This is a genomic window from Butyrivibrio sp. MC2013, from assembly GCF_000424585.1.
Classification (GTDB): domain Bacteria; phylum Bacillota; class Clostridia; order Lachnospirales; family Lachnospiraceae; genus Butyrivibrio.
In genome coordinates, this window is sequence record NZ_KE384211.1 from 249,471 (window position 1) to 271,551 (window position 22,081).

15 protein-coding genes are annotated in these 22,081 nt (G+C 39.8%); all 15 read right to left on the minus strand.

Annotated features, from left to right (window positions below; genetic code table 11):
• Window positions 1-22 precede the first annotated feature (22 nt).
• Window positions 23-3,595, minus strand: a complete 3,573-nt coding sequence (locus G636_RS0115500) for an SNF2-related protein (RefSeq protein ID WP_026508804.1) — start codon at window positions 3,593-3,595, stop codon at window positions 23-25.
• 33 nt (window positions 3,596-3,628) lie between these two features.
• Window positions 3,629-6,154 carry a BREX-1 system phosphatase PglZ type A gene (gene pglZ, locus G636_RS0115505; protein ID WP_026508805.1) on the minus strand — a complete coding sequence of 842 codons (2,526 nt, stop codon included), beginning with the start codon at window positions 6,152-6,154 and terminating at the stop codon, window positions 3,629-3,631.
• Between the two features lie 15 nt (window positions 6,155-6,169).
• Entirely contained in the window at window positions 6,170-9,820 is a 3,651-nt protein-coding gene (pglX, locus tag G636_RS0115510; RefSeq protein WP_026508806.1) for a BREX-1 system adenine-specific DNA-methyltransferase PglX, read from the minus strand.
• 14 nt (window positions 9,821-9,834) lie between these two features.
• Window positions 9,835-13,467 carry a BREX system P-loop protein BrxC gene (gene brxC, locus G636_RS0115515; RefSeq protein ID WP_026508807.1) on the minus strand — a complete coding sequence of 1,211 codons (3,633 nt, stop codon included), beginning with the start codon at window positions 13,465-13,467 and terminating at the stop codon, window positions 9,835-9,837.
• Window positions 13,468-13,478: 11 nt separating this feature from the next.
• The gene (locus G636_RS0115520) at window positions 13,479-14,054 is read right to left on the minus strand and encodes a DUF1788 domain-containing protein (protein WP_026508808.1); all 576 of its coding nucleotides are present in this window, start codon (window positions 14,052-14,054) and stop codon (window positions 13,479-13,481) included.
• Window positions 14,054-14,644: a DUF1819 family protein gene (locus G636_RS0115525; RefSeq protein WP_026508809.1), complete on the minus strand. Its 591-nt coding sequence runs from the start codon at window positions 14,642-14,644 to the stop codon at window positions 14,054-14,056. The genes G636_RS0115520 and G636_RS0115525 overlap by 1 nt, the downstream gene beginning before the upstream one ends.
• Before the next feature lie 3 nt (window positions 14,645-14,647).
• The gene (locus G636_RS0115530; RefSeq protein ID WP_026508810.1) at window positions 14,648-14,872 is read right to left on the minus strand and encodes a helix-turn-helix domain-containing protein; all 225 of its coding nucleotides are present in this window, start codon (window positions 14,870-14,872) and stop codon (window positions 14,648-14,650) included.
• 506 nt (window positions 14,873-15,378) lie between these two features.
• Window positions 15,379-16,812, minus strand: coding sequence for a relaxase/mobilization nuclease domain-containing protein (locus G636_RS0115535; RefSeq protein WP_026508811.1), 1,434 nt, complete (start codon window positions 16,810-16,812; stop codon window positions 15,379-15,381).
• A gap of 18 nt (window positions 16,813-16,830) precedes the next feature.
• Window positions 16,831-17,160, minus strand: a complete 330-nt coding sequence (locus G636_RS0115540; RefSeq protein ID WP_026508812.1) for a plasmid mobilization protein — start codon at window positions 17,158-17,160, stop codon at window positions 16,831-16,833.
• A 2-nt stretch (window positions 17,161-17,162) separates the two neighbouring features.
• A complete protein-coding gene (locus tag G636_RS0115545) occupies window positions 17,163-17,537 on the minus strand; it encodes a DUF4316 domain-containing protein (protein ID WP_026508813.1) in 375 nt (124 codons plus the stop codon).
• Window positions 17,525-19,411, minus strand: coding sequence for a DNA topoisomerase 3 (locus G636_RS18920; RefSeq protein WP_035779841.1), 1,887 nt, complete (start codon window positions 19,409-19,411; stop codon window positions 17,525-17,527). The genes G636_RS0115545 and G636_RS18920 overlap by 13 nt, the downstream gene beginning before the upstream one ends.
• Window positions 19,408-20,766: an ArdC family protein gene (locus G636_RS19780; protein ID WP_051227074.1), complete on the minus strand. Its 1,359-nt coding sequence runs from the start codon at window positions 20,764-20,766 to the stop codon at window positions 19,408-19,410. The genes G636_RS18920 and G636_RS19780 overlap by 4 nt, the downstream gene beginning before the upstream one ends.
• Window positions 20,759-20,905, minus strand: coding sequence for a hypothetical protein (locus tag G636_RS20420; RefSeq protein WP_155832417.1), 147 nt, complete (start codon window positions 20,903-20,905; stop codon window positions 20,759-20,761). The genes G636_RS19780 and G636_RS20420 overlap by 8 nt, the downstream gene beginning before the upstream one ends.
• A gap of 64 nt (window positions 20,906-20,969) precedes the next feature.
• Window positions 20,970-21,776 (minus strand): DUF4366 domain-containing protein, encoded by an 807-nt coding sequence (locus G636_RS0115565; protein WP_035779843.1) that lies wholly within the window; start codon window positions 21,774-21,776, stop codon window positions 20,970-20,972.
• Window positions 21,763-22,080: a DUF4315 family protein gene (locus tag G636_RS0115570; protein ID WP_026508815.1), complete on the minus strand. Its 318-nt coding sequence runs from the start codon at window positions 22,078-22,080 to the stop codon at window positions 21,763-21,765. Before G636_RS0115570 ends, G636_RS0115565 begins: the two co-directional genes overlap by 14 nt.
• Window position 22,081: the final 1 nt, after the last annotated feature.

Below are 22,081 nucleotides of genomic sequence, written 5' to 3' on the forward strand. Positions count from 1 at the left end.
CTTCTCTCCTTATGCCTGGGCTTTACTCAACATGTAAAACACCCTTAACCAGTGGCTGAGTATGAATATCAGCCTTCTGGATTGTTTCTTCCAATACTTTCTTTTGCTCTTCATAATGCTTACGAAGGTTCTCCAACTGCGCATTTCTCATGCGAAGGATTCTTTCATCCGTAGCATTTGCAATCTGTCCCTTAATAATGATTTCACGCTTAGTAGTAGTCTGCCTAAGTTGCTCTACTCTAAAATCACAGTCTTCCTTAACCAGCTCTATATAATCTGCCTTAGCAGTCTGCCAGTTTTCGTAATGGATCTTGTCCATGCTATCCCATCTTGCAGAATGCGAAGCATCATCAAATGTAAAGTCAGATGCGTATTGCATAAAGTTAAGGACATTATCCCTAACCGCATCATTATCACTTACTGCAATCAACTTAATATCCGGACGAAGGCCCACATATTTCCATGCATAGATTAAGAACTCGTAATCGCCTGCAGGGATTGAATCATCGGATACGCTGATTCCAATCTCACAAGGTAGCATCTCACACTCATGCTTAGCTGCTTGTAAAACAAGCGGATGCATCTGTGTAAGGAATGTTGCATCTCTATTATCCTTTGCTGTAGTTGCATCATAAGTAATACGAAGCTGCGCCACCGTAGACTTCAGATAAGCATTCCAGAGCTTTGTAGCATTATTGTTGTTTACAAACTCCATCTTTTTGAAATCATCAATCAACAGCTGCTTCTTGTCAGATGCAATACGCATTGTTCTAAGTTCATTCTGCTTGTTTGAGCGAATATATTCACCGTCACCAAGGAAATCAATCAAGAATGAATCAACGAGATTGCTAATGCTATCAGGTGTTATCCACTGGCTTTCTGCATCTTGTACATCCTTGTTCTGGATATAATTTGACAAATCAAAGCCATATAAGGATTTCTCCTCCTGTTCTAAGCGATTCATCTCCTGAACCTTCATGACCTCATTATCAGCCATCTTCTCAATCTTCATTTGACGCTCTTCGTCAGTAAGACCAGGATCAAGCATAATCTTGAAGATTTGTTCACTTATATCGCCAAGGATTTCAGAGCAATCACCTATGCTAGCTTCAAATACGCCAATCTTAGAAAGACATCTATCATGAATAACCGCATCAATAGTGCCGTCGGTAATCATGTTATAAATTCGAACTGATTCACTCTTCTGTCCACGACGATCAATACGACCGATTCTTTGCTCGATACGCATAGGATTCCAAGGCAAATCATAGTTGATCATAGTATCGCAGAACTGATAGTCCAAACCTTCGCATCCGACTTCCGAAAATAGAAGGACATCCACTGCCTGCTCGTTATCTCTGTCCATGAGAAATCTCTCACGAATCTTAAATCTCTCCTCGTCAGGGACAGAACCATCCACCTGGGCAACTCTATATCCTTTTGCCTGAAGATGCTTTCTTACATAACTGAGTGTATGACGAAAAGAGCTAAACAGAATAACTCTGTTGTTTTCCTCCCTCTGCTTCTGATCAATTACTTCATAAAGCTTCTCTAACTTAGGATCTTCTTCCGGAAGTGATTCTGTCAGCTTATCCAGTTCATCAGCTAACTCAAAAATAGAGTTTTCAAGATCCGAGTTCAGATCGATATCTGCCTCATATAATTCACCGTCTTCTTGAATCTGAGACAGTTTCTTATTCACTATATCTTTTACAAATGGAGCTAAACCATAGATGCAGCTGGCAGCCTGTCTCATGATGGTACACATCATAAAACGTACAGATCTGCTTCCATGCATCTGTGTAAGAGCATTAGTTTCAAATTCCATCAGGGCATCATATAAATCCTGCTGTGCGCTTGTAAAAGGTACCTTTATCGTCTGTGTGTGTCGGATACAGAAATCCTCAATGTCACGTCTTCTGGTTCGTGTAATCAAACTATTGAAAGAATGTAAACTCTCAATAAGGCTAATAGCCTCTACCTTCTCTTCTCTTGTTATTACACCCTTGTCAACAAGCTCAAAAACTTGCGCAAAATTCGGATTATGCTGGATTACATTACGTCCCCATGTTGTTTCAAGTATATGTGATATTTCTTCCTTTGCTGTCTCCTGCCAGCCTTCTTCCTGATTACGGACAGCACGAAGCAAACCATTGATATAAGCATTTGGCTCAGCCATGGTCTGGAAAGTATCTTTATCGAGTACAACATCCGGTCTTAAAAGATTCAATAACGTATAGAGGTCATTATTACTGTTCTGCAGAGGTGTAGCAGTCAAGAATACAACTGCATCCGCAGCCCTCGTAAAGAGCTCTACACCTTGATAAGCCCAGGTGTTTGAGTTACGTATATTATGAGCCTCGTCCACAATAACAAGGTCAAAATGAGGCACAGGATCAAGCTGTAATAAACCCTTCTGTTTTCTCTTCTTATCACTTGTAGACTCAGTTCCTGCAAGCATATCCTCTCCGAAAAGAGAATATGGAATAATCGTTTTCTTGTGTCGTTCCGGCCATTCGCCATCACGATCCGTTTCGGAAATACATTCAAGAAGTTCTTTACCATCAAGCTGCGTAAAGTTTTCATCAAAGCGCTTCATTTCAAGTTCCCACTTACGCTCTGCTACCAGTGGTCTCGGGCAGATAATAAGTACAGAATTGATGCTGGAACGTGCTTCCATTTCCTTAAGAATAAGCCCCGCCTCAATAGTTTTACCAACACCGACATCATCAGCAACAAGGAGCCTTGGGCTGTCTGCTTTAATCATCTTAAGAGCCGGTCTAAACTGATACGGTACAAAGTCAATACGCGCAGAATTAAGTGAATAAAGGTTACTTGAACTCGGATTATTAATCTGATATGCAGTAAGAGCAGAGCGTACTCTTGATAATGCTAAATGAACACTTGTTACTTCCGGTGCCTTTAACTGAATCTGCTCACGGTAGAATGTCTGAGGTGCGTTATCCATCCATACAGTAAATTTACCGTTATCTACTGCAATAACAGCTCCTGCTTTAGACGGATCACTAACAAGCGTAACCATGCTACCGGCTACTATATCCCCTGCTGTAGGGGTTGGATTGGCAAGCGGAACAACGACTTGCTGTACCGGTGCCAGAGCTGGCTTATCCTGAATATCCTTATCTTCTTCAACATCCATGATGAACTGCTCCATATCTCTGGTCTCGCTCATCTTGGCATCAAAGGTCTGCATCAGTTCAATAATGATTTCAACATCACTGATAACCTTTTCCTTGGATAATTCCTCAGAAGAAATATGAGCCCACGAATTACGAACTCCCATCATGTCCCTAATCTTCTGACGTTCCTTGTTATTCACAAACCAAGAGCTTGTAATAACAAACCAGTTGCGATCAAACACGCGAAGTAAAGCTGCAAGGTCAAGCCCTTTCAGCTCTGTAATATTCTTCTGATCTACCTGATCTCTCTGAAGCTGAGAGAGATTGTTATATACCAGATCTCTCCACCATTCATCAGTCAGTTTCGGCAGACGTGTCCCCAACCATCCGCTCATTTGCTCCGCCAGGCGATGCATGAATGTATTCATTTTCCCAATCATGTAGGAATCGTCCATGACAGCTCCTCCTTCTCTTGTGTAACCTATGCCTTAGTAAGCCATATCTGAGATATCAATCTCAAACTTATATCTATGCAACTCTTTCTTTTCGTCGTCCTGATCTGCAATAACTAAGAAGTATTCCTGATCTCGGCTATAGCGCCCACTCTTCAAAGTAAATTTCTCTTGAATTAAACGATCCTTTGCATCAGCAGACTTGATATTTGCCGTAATAGGTACAGGGAAGCTTATCTTTGCTCCATCCGCATCTACAAAGAATGCCTGAAGTCTACGAGGTTTAACAGTATCTGTAACAGCTTCCATCTGCATGAAATCAAGTTTCACTTCAATGTTAGTTACCCGGTGATGGAAACTTGAAAGTTCAACATTTACAAGACCTGTGTCCTGTTTGCCCTTAAATGTGTTTACCTTGATTACCGGAACAACCATCTCCTGAAGTGATGATCCTCCATGTACATAGTTTTGTCCGCCGCCCGGCATCTTGATAATATCTGCACCGATTGGAGTCGTGACAAAAACTGTATTCAGCTTACTGAGGTAAGCCATACATCTACTTACAAGTGCGTCATTTAAGATTGGTTCATCTGACAGCAAATATCTCTTATTCTTGAAGCTTGCTGTAATCTTCTCCATCTTAATCTTGTCGCTTTCAGGCAGCTTGTCTCGTTTATAAATAAAACCATGATCTGCTGTAATCAGATATCTTGTATTTGAAATATATCCGGTCAACCTGCGAATCATTGTCTGAATCTCTTCAATTGCTTCCTGACAGGCATTAAATACCTCATTGTCAGAGCGCATTCCTTCGCCGCGCTGGTCAATCTGGTTCTGATAGATATAAACAAGATCCTTATCCTGGAACATTTCACGGATTTCAGCCTGTTTTGCCTGCATTACACTGTCAAACTCATAACAAGCCGACTTTGGTACAACAGTCTGAAGAATCTTCTGTCTCTCAGCTGTGCTGTTGCCGCAATGAAGATCATCAACAAAAATATCGAGATTTCCATCAACCTGAATTGCCTTATTCGGAAGAAGTGAAGCCATACCAAGAGTCGTTTCTGAAGGCAATACACTAAGCATATGGTCTATCTTTGCATCGCACTTCTCATCAAGGTCTAAGTTATCAAGAAGTTCACGGGCGCACTCATATCTCATGCCATCAGAAATAATGACAACTACTCTTCCGCCGCCGGATTCACTCATAAACGGTCTTACAAAGTGGCTAAAGAACTCTTCCTGCCTGATTTCTGTATAAGCATCATATTCCTCGTCAGTAAGCGACTGATTCCACTTATTAGCAAAGTCTGTAAGATACTTATTGGTATACATGTTCTCAACAAGATCCCTAATTTTCTCAATATTCGTATCCATTCCGATACGATCCAAATAGTAATAGAACTTACGGTAATATGTATCAATCAGATATGTTCCACCTACATAATCTTCCACAGCCTCTTTGATAGTAGACTGGTATCTATGTAGTGAAACCTCCTTAAGCACATGATATGCCGCAATGAGCATCTGATATTTTTCTCTATAAACGCTTGAGAAATGATATCCGCTCTTTGAACGGGTCTCACAAATTTCCGGTATCGTCATGCCAGAAATCTTTTCATCAAGCATCTGATCCTCAAGTTTAGCTGCAATCCAGTCAATAATATTGTCGTCAAATTCTTTCAGCGCATCTGAAGAAACAACATCAGCAAGCGGAATCTGTGTAATAAGACCAGTAACATTAAGTTCATCAGCAGCTTTACTTGCAAATCCATCATAAAACTCTTTGGATTCCTCATTGTTCATAAGGTTCTTAATGAATACAACAGCGTCATTCTTCTTGCTAGAAACAAAAGTTTTCCATGCCTTAGGCTCGTTGCCATTCATCTGAGCATCCATATAAGTAACAAGCATTGTTACAAGGAACTTCTGAATAGTTGGATTGGAATCCTTATATCCATACTGTTTCTCGCAGAATCTCCAGAACACTCGGTCAATTTTCTGAGTCTCTAGCTTTTTTATAATGCTGTTATCATTAAATCCTGCAAGGATTGTCTTTCTAAGCATCTCTTCAAAGCTAAGTGTTTTAACTCCTGCAAGCACGCAAAGAATACCTAAATCAATAGACTCATTGGTATATGTCTCTATCTCAAGGCTCTTAAATTTCTGAAGGTTATTACCTGCCCAGAATTTCTTATAAAGCTTCACTTCATCCTGACATTCCGGAGGGATATTTAATTCTCCCATCAGCTGAATCAGCTTGTCAGAATAGAAATGCTCTGAATAGTAGAAAATATCTACTAATGAGTTCTCTTTATCCTCCGGACGAGCAAACGGAGCATACACCAGGTAATTTGTAGTCAAATCCTGATGTTCCAGCAACAACTTAGTAGCAAAGTTATTGCTGCCGGTCAGTTTGATAACCTTGCTATCTCCTGCCAATTCAAGCTGATCGATTTCGTCTACATATGCAGCATCATCGTCATACCAGAATACAATTTTTCGCTCTGTTCCTTCCAAAAGGATATTCAGTTTGTCCTGTATTTCTTGTAAATCCATGAGTTCAACTCCTGTTTAAATCTTTGCCAAAAGGTCTATCTTTTGCTTCTTTTCGCCCTCTACAGACACTTCTATACCTTGGAACTTTGCATAATTTGCTTTTACGCCATCATCGAGATCTAATTCAATTCTCTGAAGTGCGATATGTGATAGTGCAGGATAGTAAGCTCTAATCTCCGCTAACTGCTTAATATATTTGTCTCGTTTTTTTGTCGCTTGAGCTTTATCAACAGCACTAGTGGAAGAATTAATGGCATATTCAGCATTTCTCAGAGCATTTTCTATCATTCCCTGTGTTTTTGTGAGATAATCTGAGCGAATGAGCCCTACTGTATCTTGAGTATACCTATGTAGGTAAATCAGGCATTTGAATCCATTCTGTTTACCAGAATCAAACAGCCAATAAATCGGACGTTTTCCCAAACCTGTAACGCTATACATATCACAGTGAAATTTATAAAAATCATTCAGAAAATATTTTCTAATCATTTCACGGGAATTACTATTTTTCTCGCCACAGAGTCCTTCTGCAATAAAAGATAAATTATCCTCTAAGTTTTCCTTTCCAAAAACAGTAACAAGAAAATCAATAAATCTTTTCACAATATCATCATCAAAATATTCTTCATCAGTTATCGGAATAATATTATCTTTATCCGGCATATATGATTTATATTTGTCTGTGTTCCAGTTTCCTCCTGCATATGCAACACAAGGCTCATCTATAGAATATCTGCCAAACATACATCCAACAGCATAAGAAATAAACTCTTCAATTACTCTCTTTTTTTCGTAGATTTCTATACTAAGTGTGTTTTCTTCAACCTTTTTAGAAATCCTTCCAGAAAGTCCATATTCATCAATAAGAATTTCATTAATCCTTTCTTCATAAGTTCTTAATTCATCTCTTCTGCTTTTGTTATCTTCATCAAAAAGATTATATGCATCCTCTAATCTTTTTACGTCATATTTAAGAAATGGATGACTTGAAAAATCCCATGATGTCTCGTGCAAATCCCAATCTTCCTTGCAAAGATTAATGCATTTATCCGCCATGGCCTCTATTTTATCAGCCACTCCTTCATCATAATAAAAAGGAACTTTTGATAGATTTCCCACCTCAAAGCTAACTGTTGGCGATAAAAACTCCAAATATCCTGCGCCGACGTTTGAACACAAAAGTGCTATGGCATATTTTATATTTCCACTATTCGAAAACATCATAGAACCTCTGGCGTCAAATCCAAATCCCACAGGTGTATACCTCATACTAAAAAAACCATTTGTCAAAATAGACCATGAACCACCTTCTCTGAAAAAATACTGTATATTCTGTGGACGGGATAAAAGTTTTCCTTTGTCGTTTTTAAAGTTTTTAATTTCAAATCCATCATTTTCCCAATTTACAACTAACGAATTATTGCCATACCATTTTCTGTAATCTCCACCTTTCGTGTAAGGAAGCCACTTCTTTCCCTGAGACACAAAATCACTTATACTTGCAGTGTTTAATCCAATTTTTTCAATATTTACCTCCTGCCAATACCTCAAAAATCGATCATTGTCAGCAGTAATAAGTCCTTGCTTTAAATCAAATTTATCGGACAATGCAGGAGCATTAACAAAATGCTCAAGCATTTTGGGACCAGCCCAATAAGCTATTGGCTTTCCTGGAATAACATCGAAAGATTCTATTTTATCTATAGAATCCCTACAACATCCCGTCGGAAATGCATATGGTTTATCCTTATCAATATCTTTTAATTCCACGTAACTAAACCGCGAATTATATCTTGGTATTTTCCTCTTTGAATATATAGAAACAGCCGTTCCAAATGCGATTCCCATCACCATGTTTCCCATATGCAATAGTGAAGATAACGTGGCATCTCTTTCTAGTTTTTCACGCATTTTCTCAAAACTACTTAAAAACATCCATGATTGCATCGTTACAAGCGAACTAAATCCCGAAGAATTAGCCATTTTTAAACATCTGGAAATAAATACAGCAAAAAGATCATATTTTTCGTCCAAATAGTTTTCTTGTATATATGATTGCAATGTTGCAGACATTCCCTTACTTCCCATATAAGGAGGGTTAGTAACAACAGCATCATATTTATCTGACAATATAATTCCGATATCAACTATTTTTTCAAGCAGCCCTTTTGACATATAAGCTACATATCCAAATAAAGACCCTTGTCCTTCTTCACTTATACTTGAAATAAACAAACGTAATAGCTGCCAATCATAATTCTCGACATTCAAAATTGAGCCAAACTCTTTCGCATCTTTCAAAGAATCAAGAAGACCATTCATCTGATTAACTGCATTATTCTTCTGCAATTCGTCCAAGCCTGCCCCATAAAACTGGAGCACACTTCTATCTATAGAATTGCTCTCTTCAATAGCATACACTCTTGGCACTGCCTGCACTCTATTTCCGTCTATGTCCTCATGACCGCGGAAGAAGATTCTGTTGTATCCTCTTGCCTTCATCATAAGAGCAAAGTATGAGAGCTGATATGCACGACGGTCAATATCAAGACCTCTAATGTTCTTTTCGAGTACATCAAATACAGCTTCTCTTTCAGAGAAACCTTCACTGCGATAGATATCCATAAGGACATCAAACATATATACAAGGATATGACCGGAGCCCATGCATGGATCGATACAGGTAATATCCTGAGGAGTTAAATTCTTATAAGACTTTCTTATTTCAACAAGCTGAGCCTGTACATCATCTTCCTGTTCTGCCTCAGGGAGGTAATACTTCCAGCCAAATTCCTCTGCTTTTGCTTTCTCATCAACAGAAGGATTTACTGCACGTAAATGTTCAATCCATACTCTACCAAGGGAGTTCTCGACCATATATCTTACAATCCAGTCAGGTGTAAACAACTGAGTTGCTGCTGGGATTCTCTCCTTGGTAATCTTTACGTTCTTCTTGAGCTTCGCAAATGTGTCATCCTTAAGCTCAGTGTTGTAGTACTGATACATCCAACCAATAATTTCAACCTGACCTTCGGTCTCAACATTGAAATTATCTTCTGGAATAGAATCCACAAGCATACGAATTACGCCATCACCGGTGTATGTAATTTTGAGAAGAAGTTCCATATAGTCATCAGTCTTCTCAAAAAGGCCAGGCAATATAGCATTCAATTCATTACACTGCTTTATAAAGAGCATTCTGAATGCATCATCATATCGATTCTCTCTCTTAGCCGTCTGAATTTTTTCAAGTTCATCTGAAGTAAGGTTCAATTCCACAGTATCAGCCTGTGTAATAATGTCAGGAGTCCCACTACCTGTTTCAGAGGATAAGACACGCACTCTTGTAGGGAGGTAGTTGTTTACCTCCATGAAACGGATTGCGATAATTCGGTTGAACCATGTGTACGCAGTTTCTTCGATTACCTGCTCAAAGCCCAAGGTTTTAATCGCCTGCACAAGATTTGCACGGCGCTTAATATCATCTCCAAAGATTCTGTTTTCTGTACCGGCAACAGTTTCGTATACCTCAAAATCATTACCTTTCTGCACAGGATCTTTGCATCCATCTTTTGTTATTCCATAAAAACCTGCTTCTGTAATAGCAGACTTCATTAAGATTTTTCTTGCTTCAATCGCAAAATTTCTTATCGCAGTCTTATCCATAAAAGCTTCCTCTCTTAACTAAGTTTGATAATCGTATCCTCTTCCAGCTGAGCCTTCAGTGCGGTTCTAAGTTCATCCAACATCTGATCTATATCAGCTTCCGTCTTAATCGAATATGTTTTGTTTCCTGTAATTGTTCTGAAAGAAACCGGCTTGTTCTTGATAACCTTCACAGGTTCCACAGGAGGTGCTACTGGAGCATCACTTCCATCGCCCTGCTTCTCAGCTTCTTTCTTCTTACGCTCAATTTCGGCCTGGAATGCATCCTCTTCTGTCTGAATCATTCGCAAACAATTCTGAAGCAATGCATTACTCTCGGCAGGAATACCATTCAAAGTTGCAATATCTGTAATCTTTTCAAGCTTATCAATAAGCTCCTGGAATTTAGGATCAATCCTATCCAGCAATCTCTGTGCATAAGGTCTGTCAGAAGGAATGCTTGTTTTAACAGTCTTCCAGTCAGCATACACATCAGGCTGAATACGCTGTGTATCCTTTTCAAGAAGTTTCATAATTGCATCCCAAAGTTTGTTGTCATACTCTTCCAACTTCGGTATGAATGAGTAAGGCTTTTCGACACTAAGAATCTTCTTAACCTCTGCAGCGTAATCTATAATCTCCTGATCAGAGATATAGTTCTTACTGTTCTCGTAAATTCCTAATACCTTAACTGCGTGAAGGTATTTATCCTTCTGAACTCCACCAAGAAAGCTATTCAAGTCACCTATATCAAGACCTACTTCAATAAAGTCATCACACAGTTCATCAACTCGTTTGTAGAAGCTGATTGGATCACTGATTTTCAAAGTATCATCAATGAGTCTTAATGCTTTTTCAAGAACTTTCTTTCCAGGAAGTTTTGAATTAACCCCATAGTCCTCACGAAGTACTTCCTCGATAGCACCCTTCTTTGTTGTTGCGTAGTTACGATAATCGCGCATCAAAGAATCCTGATCATCTGTGGTTACAGTCTTTCCATAGAACTCACGGATGACATCTTTAACTGCCTTAATATGCTGCTGAGGAGCTACTTCTTTAATCTCAATGAGCACCTTCTCACGGAACTCTCTCTTAGTAATGTACTTATAAGCATCTTCCGGTGTAGTACTTGCAGGAGTGTAAATAACGCTATTAACCTTAAGGCTAATCTGTCCCTTTCGGTACAATGTAGCAATAAGGAACTCAATATCCTCTTCTGTATACCCGTAAGGAGGATCCATAAACTGATCCAATGCCTGCTTTACAGAATACTGTGCAGCATGAGCACCAGCATATCTAATTTCATCAATGACAGCTGCAAGGGCGTCATGATTTCTTTCATTTCCAAATCCCAAATCGCTCATGGATATCTGAGTCTTAGGCTGCTTTAATACGTCCATGATGTCAGACTGAGAAGGCTGAGACTCCATACATTTCAATTTGTGATATTCGCTGTTAATTAGTTTTTCAAACGCTTCCGAAATGCGAGATGTAACGTCCTTAGATTTCGTAGAAATCTTAGAACCAGCCACATAAATTTCTGCATTCTCTAATGCGAAACGAATGTAATCACTAACTCTCTTTGCTTTCTGAGAACGCTCTTTCCTCTTATTTGCACTAATCACCTCAAAGTCTGTGAGATTTGCAGATGTAGGATCGTTCAAAAAAGCCTCTATCTTCTTCATTCCATCTATCTCAGAAAGGTACGCATAGTCATCTGACAAACGCACAACTACACACTTTTCCTGGTATGAAAGCAAGCCAAGAGCAACCTCATCTTCTTTTCCACTATATGCAGTAAGAAGTTTGAGTCCAATTTTATGAGACACATTATTTCTATATGCCTTGTCATCAATCAACTGATTAAAGGAGAATTGATAACGAGAGTTATATCTGTATTTGTTGTTCGGGAATACGATTACTTCCTCGAAAGCAACCTGTGCTACATAATCAACCACATCTTTAGGGTCGATATTGTAATGCTGGATTCTAATTTCCGCTTCCTGTTCTTCGTTTGTAAGGAAGGTATACTCATCGCCATTCTTCTGAACAAGTGCTTCATCACAAAGAGCACGCAAAGACTTCTCTACAGCCTTAGATAATTCCAATCTATCCTGATCTACTTTTGAGATCATAAGAGTAGTAAGATTCTCTACGTCACGCTTAAAGTTATTAAGATGCTTTGTCATGAAGAGAACCTTAAGGAGTTCAACATCAAAATTGTTGAGTCTGGTATTTCTTGATGCCTGAGTGATAACGATTCTATGGGTGTGATCAATAAAGTCATCCAACGCACTGTAGAAAGCGTTAAAAGGAACTAATAACCCCTCTCTCTCATCGGCATAAGCAACAGCAGCTTCTTTGAACAAAGCAAGCTGTGATCTCTCACCATCAGCAAGATGTTTACCGCTGGAAGAGAACTGACGAACTGCTGTAAGGACATCTCCAACCAACTTAAACTGATAAGGAATAAACGGATAGACATCTGCAAATTCCTCAGCATCGGTATAAAGCGGCATGTTCGGTGTGCCTTCACTAAAGGTGATAATATTTTTAATTGAGGACTCGTATTCCTTATACAAGCTCTCAAGAATAGGTCTTGCCTCAGGCTTTTTGTAAAGGATACGCTTCTTAATAACCTCTGCTGCATCTGCTCCGGAAAGAGCAATTCTTGTTGCGAAACGTCCCTGAATCTTAGAAAAGTCTTCGCCCATTGTCTGGGTAATCGAATCAATATCCTGCTGTGATGTAACAACAATCCATGCTTTACCTCCGCAGGCTGTTCCGAGATCCTCTGTTACAGTCTGGAGGTTCAACATTAACTTGCTGTCGTCCGCAATGTACTGTCCAATTTCATCTACAAGGAAAAGAATATGATGGTTCTTACCCTTCTTGTCGCAATACTTCTTTACATACTCAGCAAACTTATCTATGGATAAGCTGTAAGACTTTTCTGCATTATCTGCCCAACTACGAGCAGACTCTTCACTCATAATTCCAAGTTCAGTGATAGCCTGAACAATTGAATCCTGAACAAAATAGTAATCTTCTCTACCTTCTTTCCACGAAGTTCCTTCTATCTCTTCGAACTTCTGCTTAAAGGCTTCGTACTGTCCCTGGTCATCCAGCTTACGCTCAAAATCTGCAAGGAAAGGAATTGAGCCACAGTATCCAAGATGATCATTAAAGACTTTCATGAATACATCCTTGATAGCCTCTTTGTTGATCTTGGAATCAGTCGTACTCTTTGAATCTACGTTAAAGAGAATTACATCAATGTCTCCACTCTCAGAAGCAACCTCTGCAATCTTGTCTTTCAGTTTGCTGTCCTCAACTTTGACTCCCTGAGTGAAGAAAGAAACTGCTTCCTTCTTTGCTCCCTCTTCATCTTCTACAACACGATTACTTAAGATGTATGACAAGATTTTAAGGAAGTGAGACTTACCACTTCCAAAGAAACCGGAAATCCATACACCCATATTGTCCGTTCTTCCAGTAACACTTCTCTTATATGCATCGAAGAAACGGTTCATGTATTTTTCAAGCTCAGTGGTAACAACGTACTCATCCAATTCCTGATATACATTCTCGTCATCTTTCTGGCCAACTTTGATTACACCTTTAATCTCACGGGTAATCTTTTTTTCAAACATATCCTGGATTTTCATTTGTCACCCTCCTATACAATGAGCGGAAATGCTCTATAGTAATTACCGTCAGTTATCGTTCCAAATAAGCTTAAGCTCTGTCCATTCCATGTGCCCGGATAAAACATAATTACTGGCACACTATCAAGAACCTGATGCAAGTTGTTTAATACATTGTGAGACCTTACAAAAGGAAATACCTTTCCAACTCCTGTCAAAAAGACAACTGCATTTTCAGGTGTGCTCTCCAAAATTCGATTCACAATCAAGTTGTCATCATTTGTAAGACGAAGCATCTTTGTTACTGCTGTGTAAAGATACTCCATGCCTTTTTGTTCTTCGAACTTAACACATTTATCGATGTATCCCTTTTCTTCCAAGATGCTTATTACCATCTCATAAAGGTCAAACTCTAAAATCTGAAATCCGTCAGCATCCGGATTATTCTGTTTCTTTAATGCTTTGATTTTGTCTCTGATAATAAGTTCATCGCATGGCTCATAATCAAAAACATAGTATCGAACCTCATTAGCAACTCCTCGGTTTGCCAAGAAGTCCTGATCTGAAATTCTGTCCCAGATTTTGTCTAAGCGTTCATTAAACTCCATTACTTTTCTCCTGTTAATGCAAATAAGTAATTCTCCATAGCGTTTCTTTGCAACTCATAACGAAGTTCTTGGTCAACGTATGGTTTAGATACAATCTTCTCGGTAGGTTTTCCTGCCAACAAACCACACTCGAGCATATACTTGCAATATGTCTGTTTCAATTTTTTGATAGATGCTTCTGACATCCTCGCTACTTTTTCGCTCTGATCCTGCTTGTTTTTAAAAAAGATATTAAGATCTGCATCTGACAAATTCTTTTCTCCTAAAAACAATTTCTCTCTATACACTTCATAAACAAGTTCAAATAGTAAACGGTCTGTCGCCATACAACTAATAAAAACTATTAACTTTGCCGTTGAAATATCTGATGACACTATCATTCTTGCCAACGACTCTGGTAAAGCTTCTAATCGTTTTCTAATCACATTGAATTGTCTCTTCGCACGTTTCAAATCTTTTTGTTGATACACATTTTCGTCTATAACCCGATTCATTACATTATCCACTGAATCAGTATTAAGAAGACGCATTGTTTCTCGCGTTTCAACGAACCAAAGCAAATTGCTTACATTCCCTGCGCTATACTCCATATGTCATTCTTCCTTTTCGTTTTTATCTTCTTTTTCAAAACTCATGATGTCGCCAATGTTGCAATCCATGTACTCGCAAATTTTCTGAAGAACATCAAGAGAGACATTTTCACCTTTGCCCATTTTAGCCATAGTAGCAGAACTAATATTAAGCTCTGCAGCAAGATCCTTCTTGTACATGTTTTTGTCAATTAGCATTTTCCATAAGCCGTTATAAGATATAGCCATATTTTTCCCTTTCACTAAGTTGCGCACATAGCGCAAAACAAAAAATACGTATCCAGTGAAAAGTATATCACAGCGAGCCTCAAAAGTCACGGTAAATCTTTAGAAAGTAAAAGATGATATTTTGTTTTCTTGAAATCAATTTTCCAAATTAAAATTTCTCAGCCGTGTTTGTTACCTCCGTTACCTCCATTAGAATTTTATCAAAACTACTGTCCCATTATATGGACTCTCATCTTATTTTTTCGGTTTTTCTCATTATTCCCGCTCTTCGCGCGGCACCATCTTTGATGGTGTTAGGGCGCGTCTTCGCAAAGTGGCGAGCAGTGCTTTTTTGTACAAAAAGCTACTTTTCGCTCGTTGGAGGCACATCCCCAATCCCCTTGAACAAGCTAATCGCTTGGCTACGCAATTCTTACGAATCGCTATTTTCTTCCGTTGGAATTTTCTTCAGAAATGAAAAAAGAAGGGAACCTATAAGTCTTAAACCTACAGATTCCCTATTAGAATTATCGAGTGATATTGTGTTTTCTGACACGTTCCTTCTTCTGCTCTTCATCGCTTTTAAGGAACTGGTCGATATCGTATTTTGCTCTTTGAATCTCCTGCATATCTTTCTTAACCTGACGATATTCACCGTACAGCTTTTTCTTTTCTGCAAGGATTTCGGCATACTCTGCATTGAGATCTTTTACCTTAGGAAGCTTCTTCAAATGAAGCTCATCAAAAGCACTCTTGGCTGCCTTATGAATCAGGATTTCCTGTCTATGCTCTTCTAAGAACTTCTTGCTGTATCCGCATTTACGATAATCCGCATATACGTCTTTGGTCTTGAAGTAATCAAAGATATGTTTCTTCAAAACCTGAATCTCAGCAAGCCGCTTCTCCTTTTCTTTAATGGAAGCTGAAATTTTCGTAAATCGCTCTGTTGCTGTTTTCACATTTTTCTCCAGATCATCGTAGCTTCGGATGTCATGCTGCTTCAGATATAAAACTGCCTTGGCCACCTGCTTTGTATTAAAGTTCTTGGCAAAGCGGACATAATATTTTCCCTTGCCCTGAGCCAGCTTCTTTTGAATATCAATAAGAAGATCAAACTCATGATCTTCCTTTTTTCGTTGGTAAGTCTTTGGCTGCTTTTCAGCTTTTTCATTATCGTAGAAAGCATGCTCCATCTCACCGGCAAGAATCTTCTTAAGATCATCTTCTGAATAACCATCACCCAGAGAACGAAGTCGGATGAAACGCTTCTGATCTTTTCCTTTTAGAGAAATGTGCTTTTCACGCTTAATCTCGTATCCGGCATCTTTCAGTTTATAAAGCAGCTCATCAAAATCTTTTGTGCTACCTTCCTTAAGAATCTGATCAATCGCATCTCTAATATCATCGCGAAAGGATTTCTTCTCAGGATAAGTGGTTCGCTTAACACGCTCACTAGGCTTTTTCTTTTCAATGACAGACAGACCATGCTCTAGGCAGATGATATCCGATAATCTCTGCAGAGCCAGTCCAACAAAAAAGAAATCCCTGAACTTATGCGTACAATCAAGACTGGTGGAATTGAAGATAATATGATTATGAATATGCGCCTTATCTGTATGAGTCGCTACGATAAAAGCATGATTGCCTTTGGTAAATCGCATGGCGGTTTCATAGCCTACCTGATTAGCTTCCTCCGGTGTGATTTCTCCCGGCTTAAAGGATTGCCTGATCTGATAAGCGATGATATTGCCCCTGGGATGTCTTCCTGTCAGACGCTCATATTCTCTTTTTGATAGCATGAATTCTTCATCAACACTCTCAGCCTGGCAGGCGTAGGAACTAATGAATTGACCATTTTCGGTCTTCTCTCCATTCTTGGCATAATCTGTTCTGTCGCTAAGAGACTTCGCTACGCTTTTACCTTTATTCTGATGCATCGTGATAAGTCTTGTAGCCGCCATGCGCATTCACCTCCTCCCTTAAATTGTAGACAGGTGCTTTAGTATTTCCTTCATCACTTTCCAAAGTTCTTCCTGATGAAGTCTGATATCATCGATATCTTCTTTGTAGATACTGCCGGTTTCATTTGCTTTCTTTGCATACTGATTCATGTTGGAAGATGTAATGCCAAGAAGCCTCACAGCCTCTTTGACATCACTTAAATCCATCTGGATGAGATAACCATCAATCGCCATTTTGCGAAGATAAGCACTCTCATTTAAGATGCCGATTTCTTTCTCCCTGTCACGAATCAGTTTAGCTTCCTCAGGAGTTGCAAAGAAATGAAACTGCTCCGTTCTGTTATTCATGATTACATCTCCCTGCAGGGACAAATCACAGGAGTCTTCTTCTCAGGTTCCGGTATTGGAGCCAGCTTCACTTTTTCCTGCTGCTCTTTTATCTTCTCCATCACAGAAGCTTTGGTATCTGCAATAATATCCTCCTGATCTGCCTTTTCATTGATTTCTGCAAAATCCGGCACAGGAGCTACAGGCACATTATTGATGATTCCGTCAAATGAATTATCATTCTGTTCCACCATATCCTCGATACCGCGCATATGATTTCTGCTGATAGATGGGCCTGCACCAACATCCTCTATCGGATCAATGGACTCAGGAATCTGTTCCTCTACTGCATTACCTGTGACTTCATCCCATTTTCTGATTTTTTTCATCTTTGCCATCTGGACGCTCCTTTCTTCGGATACTTTTTATACTGTTTGTACTGACGAGGTGGAAAGAGTTTATCTGCACCCTTTACAGGCTCATAAGTTTCAATCAGATCAACAATCATATCCTTGATCTCAGCCATAAAGTCTTCCGATGCAATATCCTGTTTTTCCACTTCCAGAAGTTTCTGTTCCCACTCAGCTGTCATAGATGCCGACTGAATCTGTTCCGGCATGACAGTAATAAGAGAAGTTCCCTTTTCTGTTGGAACTAGATATTTTGTTTTCTTATTGCCCTGTCTTTCTACAAAACCGATACGAACCAGCTTTTCAATAACACCGGCTCTTGTTGCAGGAGTACCAAGCCCTTTACGTTCAACTTCATCTGGCATATCTTTAGCACCAGCCGATTCCATAGCAGAAAGTAGCGAGTCTTCGGTAAATCGTTTCTTAGGTGTAGTCTTTCCTTCCTTTACCTTAGGATCTCTGGCAGGAAGCTCACGACCTTCAGCTAAAAGAGATGCATCAGCTTCTAGGATTTCCAGAATACCATGTGAACCACCATCATCTTTTTTACCGGAGTCCTCTTCCTCCTCGTCCTGCTTTTTTCCAAGAATCCAGTCTTCCAATAGATGCCAGCCAGGACTTGTGATGCACTTACTCTTTGCCTTAAAAACTTCACCAGCACATTCCACTTCCAGGGCATACTCTGTAATCTCAGCCGGATCTCCAACAGAAGAAAGAAGCCTTGCAGTTACAAGACCAAGAATCTTTTGTTCACCGGATGGGATTTCTGAGTAATCAGCATCCGAAACATTTTCTGTAGGAATAATCGCGTGGTGATCTGATACTTTGCTGCTGTTTAGAACCTGCTTTGTAGAAATAGGAACCATCTTCGTATATCCGTATTTATCTTTCATCAGGCAGCAAAGACGAGCTGTACTGTCATCCATATCATCTGTCAGATATCTGCTGTCCGTTCTTGGATAAGTAACAAGCTTCTTCTCATATAAACTCTGGGTATAGTCGAGAGTCTGCTGAGCAGTAAAGCCATAATATTTATTGGCATCCCTCTGAAGACTTGTCAGATCATAAAGAAGTGGTGGCTTCTCAGTTTTCGTAGTAGTCTCCATTTTAGAAATTTTCGCCTTATCAGCTGCATTAATTTTCTCTACAAGTTCATCTGCCTCCTGCTTATGTTTAAAGCGTTTTGAGGTAACTGCAACACCGGATACTAACATCTGAACAGTATAGAAGTTCTCAGGCTTAAAGCCCTTGATCTCAGCTTCACGCTCTACAATCATGGCAAGTGTTGGAGTCATAACACGACCAACATTTAAAGTCTGACCGTAGACTGTAGAAAAGAATCTTGTAGCATTGATACCAACAAGCCAGTCGGCACGTTCACGGCAAAGTGCAGCTTCATAGAGATCATCATAATCAGCACTTGGCTTCAGATTAGCAAAACCATCTTTGATTGCTTTATCTTCCATAGATGAAATCCAAAGTCTCTCAAACGGCTTTTTACATCCTGCCTGCTTATAAACAAGACGAAAGATAAGCTCTCCTTCACGCCCTGCATCAGTTGCCTCTACAAGGCTGTCTACATCAGAACGCTTCATGAGATCCTTTAATACCTGATACTGCTTTTTCGTGGAAGCAGTTACCTGATATGAAAATGGCGCAGGGAAAATCGGTAAATCTTCCTTGCGCCACTTCTTATATTTCTCATCATAATGTTCCGGATTTGCCAGCTCGATTAGATGCCCTACGCACCAGCTGACAATATAACCATTACCTTCAAGATATCCATCCTTTTTCTGATTTGCTCCAATGACTTTCGCCAGGGACTGAGCTACCGAAGGTTTCTCCGCAATCACTAATTTCATATAGCAACTTCCTCCTTCTTCTTTGATGTTTTGGCTTTCTTAGGCCTTGCAGCCTTCGCCTTTTCCTTAATCTTTTTGGATACGGATTCTTCTTTTTCTGCATCCTTTACTGCACCTTTCTCAGTTCCTTCAAGTTCAGGCATAAGCTTTGCTATTTCATCTGCTGCCTTTACAACCTGTGGATGAGCAGCCAGATCAGGAAGGATATCTTTCATCTCCTGCATATTTAATCTGTTGCCAACAACCAGGTCATATTCATTAGCAAGAAGCTGATCATCATTAATGACAAAACCGATTGTCTTTACTCCATTCATCCTGTCAGACGGAATCGACTTATAAATATCTACTGCCTGCTGCAAGGTCAGGTTCTCATGGAATTCACCCATGGAATGAAACTCACCGCACTCAGCTACATAGAAACTGATAGGTTCCTTCTCAGCTGTAAGCTCCTGTACTTTCGCATCAATCTTTGTAATAAGATCAGCTGCTGCCTCACGAATCGTATTAAGTGATTCTTTTAACTCAGGCATCTCTTTACCCTGAGACCAAGTTGCAACATAAGCAAAGCTGTAATCAGAAGTATCAATTCCATAATGCTGACAAACGGTATAAGCAACACTCTCCGCTTCAACCTCTTTACTGTTTTTGGATTGCTTATTATCTTTCTGGGCTTCCAGGTTATGAAGCTTGGCATGAGCCATTTCATGAATTGCAGTCTTTACTGTCTGGATCTCACTCATCCCGTTATTGATAGCAATGCGATTGTCCTCAACGTGAAAATAGCCCTTGGTACCTGACTTGATATCTTCAAATCCGATAGGCACAGGACTTGCTGCCTTGATTGCTTCAAAGAATGTCTGATATCCTTCCACACTTCCGGTAAGCTCATCTACACCAATGGTAGGAAGTGGCTCGCCCTCTGTCTGAGAAACATCAAAAGTACTAACTGGCTTAAAAGCAGTCAGGTTGATTTCAACCTTTTCCTTTACAGCTTCGCCATCTTTATCAAGAATGACTTTGCCGGCCTCATCTAGTTTTTCCTGTTCTTTTTCCAACTTAAAAGGAGCCGGAGCAAGGATACGGATTCCCTTCTCACCCTTCTTTACAAATCGTCCCATCTTCTTCCATCCGGTATAGGATTGAACCAGTGTTGCGTCAGGCTTTTGCATCATAATGAGGATATTGTTATTCACCGAGTAATGCGGAAACTTCGCCATGGTGTCCAGTAGGTTTTGAAACTGCTCTGAGCCAAAGACATCCTGCACACCCTTTTCCAGCTTCTCTGTAATATCCTTCATTTCAGCTTTTCGCTGCTCAGCTGCCTTCTCAGGATCAAAATTTGTGGTCTTACCCATTCTCCCTCACCTCCTTCTTGTACTGATTCAGTTTCCTGGTAAGAGACTTTTCCTTTTCGATTTTTCTACGTTTCTCATGCTTGGCTTTCATCTGTTCCAAGCCTTCCACGTAACCCATATATCTTGATTTTCTTGCCATAACTTGTCCTCCAAAACAAATCAGGGCAGCCTTTATGGACTGCCCTTTAGAATCAATTATTCAATTACTCATCATCAGAATCAGATTCTTCCGATGTATCTTCGTCAGCCTCAGGAATCTCTTCATTTGATTCCTCTTCTGCATCTTCAAGATAATCGTCCTCTTCATCCTCTAAGTAATCTTCATCAGGATCAGGTGATGCCTGTACCTTCTTAGGCTTCTTTTCCTTCAAGTACTTAAATCCCATGTATCCACCTGCACCGAGGAAAATAATAAGTGCCACAATAGCTGCTGGACCAACTGACGGTTTCTTCTTTTCTTCCTTAACCTCAGGTTCTGGTGTGGTCTCAGTCTCTTCAACTGTTTCCTTTGTAGCTTCCTCTTTTTCCGCGCTCTCTAAAGATTCCTGAAGAGCTTTCTGCTCATCCTCATCCATTAACGCCAAGAGATCTGCTTCATCAACCATATTCAAGAAATGAACGGTTTCAGTGCCGTTATCATCACGGTCAATGATGATATAGAAGTAATTCCCCTTCTTGGTAACAACAGTAATAAACTGCTTGCCACCAGCTTCCACCGAACCATAATCATCTACCAAAGTCAGATTTCCATCCGGTGTAAGAGGCCCCATTTTCTCTTCTTCCTTTTCCTCAGGCTCCGCAGGCTTCTCTTCGCCCTGGCAGATAGAAATATCCTCTTTGCATACAGGACACTCTTCATTTACAGAGTCTTCACTGCATTTCGTCTCACAGGTACATTCCGCTTCAGGACCTGTATGCGCAAAGGCTGTCATGGGAGTCATCCCTATAAAAAGAGCTGCAGCACATGCCACAGCTCCAGTAAGTCGCTTATTTAATTTAGTAATCTTCATCCTCTGATTCCTCCTTATTATCATCACTGTCATCATCGCCATAGATTGATGACGTTGCTTCAGTAGTTGTGTTTTCCGTCTTATTCTCAGCTGTTGGAACAGAAAGCTGTCCAGATGCTGCAAGCTGTAAAAGCTTTGCCACCTCTTCCGGAGAAAGCTTCAAAGCACCTACATCAGATAAAATCTGACTAGCCTCTGCATCCTTTAATTTTGCCTGAGCTGCTTTTAATCGCTCATTGGCTTCATCTCTACGCTTTTCACAGCGCCTGACTTCTTCACGAAGCTTATCTAATTTCTCAAACATG

Bases quoted from the DNA above. Each gene is read 5' to 3' on its own strand.
- pglX (WP_026508806.1), bottom strand. From the start codon at position 9,820: ATGGATAAGACTGCGATAAGAAATTTTGCGATTGAAGCAAGAAAAATC.
- G636_RS0115540 (WP_026508812.1), bottom strand. From the start codon at position 17,160: ATGAATAACAGAACGGAGCAGTTTCATTTCTTTGCAACTCCTGAGGAA.
- G636_RS0115535 (WP_026508811.1), bottom strand. From the start codon at position 16,812: ATGGCGGCTACAAGACTTATCACGATGCATCAGAATAAAGGTAAAAGC.
- G636_RS0115525 (WP_026508809.1), bottom strand. From the start codon at position 14,644: ATGGAGTATAGCGCAGGGAATGTAAGCAATTTGCTTTGGTTCGTTGAA.
- G636_RS0115545 (WP_026508813.1), bottom strand. From the start codon at position 17,537: ATGGCAAAGATGAAAAAAATCAGAAAATGGGATGAAGTCACAGGTAAT.
- brxC (WP_026508807.1), bottom strand. From the start codon at position 13,467: ATGAAAATCCAGGATATGTTTGAAAAAAAGATTACCCGTGAGATTAAA.
- G636_RS19780 (WP_051227074.1), bottom strand. From the start codon at position 20,766: ATGGGTAAGACCACAAATTTTGATCCTGAGAAGGCAGCTGAGCAGCGA.
- pglZ (WP_026508805.1), bottom strand. From the start codon at position 6,154: ATGGATTTACAAGAAATACAGGACAAACTGAATATCCTTTTGGAAGGA.
- G636_RS18920 (WP_035779841.1), bottom strand. From the start codon at position 19,411: ATGAAATTAGTGATTGCGGAGAAACCTTCGGTAGCTCAGTCCCTGGCG.
- G636_RS0115500 (WP_026508804.1), bottom strand. From the start codon at position 3,595: ATGGACGATTCCTACATGATTGGGAAAATGAATACATTCATGCATCGC.
- G636_RS0115530 (WP_026508810.1), bottom strand. From the start codon at position 14,872: ATGGCTATATCTTATAACGGCTTATGGAAAATGCTAATTGACAAAAAC.
- G636_RS0115570 (WP_026508815.1), bottom strand. From the start codon at position 22,080: ATGTTTGAGAAATTAGATAAGCTTCGTGAAGAAGTCAGGCGCTGTGAA.
- G636_RS20420 (WP_155832417.1), bottom strand. From the start codon at position 20,905: ATGGCAAGAAAATCAAGATATATGGGTTACGTGGAAGGCTTGGAACAG.
- G636_RS0115565 (WP_035779843.1), bottom strand. From the start codon at position 21,776: ATGAAGATTACTAAATTAAATAAGCGACTTACTGGAGCTGTGGCATGT.
- G636_RS0115520 (WP_026508808.1), bottom strand. From the start codon at position 14,054: ATGGAGTTTAATGAACGCTTAGACAAAATCTGGGACAGAATTTCAGAT.